This window comes from Comamonas composti DSM 21721 (assembly GCF_000429845.1).
GTDB classification, from domain to species: Bacteria; Pseudomonadota; Gammaproteobacteria; order Burkholderiales; family Burkholderiaceae_C; genus Comamonas; species Comamonas composti.
The window spans coordinates 41,235-42,613 of the sequence record NZ_KE386975.1; the positions used below are offsets into that span (position 1 = coordinate 41,235).

A 1,379-nucleotide genomic window follows, 5' to 3' on the forward strand; every position below is an offset into this window, starting at 1 on the left:
CCGCCCAGCAGGCCCTTGTCACCCAGCACACCGCCGAGCAAGCCACCGTTGCCAGTCAAACCGCCGAGGAGGCCGTTGTCGCCGAGCAGGCCGCCCAGCAGGCCACCGTTCTGCTCGCCGCCCAGCAGGCCGCCGAGCAGGTTGTTGACCAGGCCGCCAATCGCGCCTTCGGCAGGGTTGCCGCCCAGACCGCCCAGGCCCTGGAGCAGACCGTTGAGGGTATCGATCAGCGGGTTCAGCGCCTGGCCGGGAATGTTCACCAGGCCGTCTACCAGCTGGGTGACCACGCCCAGCGGGCCGCCTTCGACGGCCGTCAACTGCTCAAGCGCTCCGGTCACGCCCGACAGGGCTCCGTCCTTGGGGTTGATCAAGCCATTGAGCAGATCGGTTACGGGGCCGGCTACGGTACCGCCCAGAAGACCGTTCACCAGATCCTGGACCGATGTGATCAGCCCGTCGCCATTGTCCGTGCCACTATTGCCGTCGCCGACCAGGCCGCCAAGCAGGTCACCCACACCCGACAGCAGGCCGCCTGTGCCACCCTGGCCGCCACCCAGCAGACCGCCGAGCACGTTGTTGACCACGCCGCCAATCGCGCCGCCGCCGAGGTTGCCACCCAGGCCGCCCAGGCCCTGGAGCAGGCCGTTGAGGGTGTCGATCAGCGGGTTCAGAGCCTGGCCGGGAATGTTCACCAGCCCGTCGACCAACTGGGTGACCACGCCCAGCGGGCCGCCTTCGACGGCTGTCAACTGCTCGAGCGCATTTGTCACGCCAGCCAGCATGCCGTCCTTGGGGTTCACCAGGTTGTTGATCAGGTCGGCCACGGGGCTGGCCACGGTGCCGTCGAGCAGATTGCTGACCACGTCCTGCACCGAGGTGATCAGGCCGTCATTGCTGCCGGTGTTGCCGCCCGTGCCGCCGTTGCCTGGCGTGCCACCGCCCAGCAGGCCGCCGAGCAGATTGCCCACGCCGGACAGCAGGCCACCGCCATTGCTGCCGCCGCCCAGCAGACCGCCGAGCAAATTGTTGACCAGGCCGCCGATGGCGCCGCCACCGGTATTGCCGCCCAGGCCGCCCAGGCCCTGGAGCAGGTCGTTGAGGGTGTCGATCAGCGGGTTCAGTGCCTGGCCGGGAATGTTCACCAGGCCATCGACCAACTGGGTGACCACGCCCAGCGGGCCGCCCTCTACATTTGTCAGCTGTTCGAGCGCATTCGTGACGCCAGCGAGGGCGCCGCTCTTGGGGTGGACCAGGTTGTTGATCAGGTCGGCCACGGGGCCGGCCACCGTGCCGCCCAGCAGACCGGTGACCACGTCCTGTACCGAGGTGATCAGGCCCGTGCCATCGGTGGGATCGGTGCCGCCCGTGCCATCGGTGGG

Annotated in this window: 1 pseudogene; it reads right to left on the reverse strand. The window is 68.7% G+C overall.

From position 1 onward, the window contains the following. Window positions 1-1,379 (reverse strand): annotated as a pseudogene (locus tag G486_RS24750) (hypothetical protein); the annotation flags it as partial.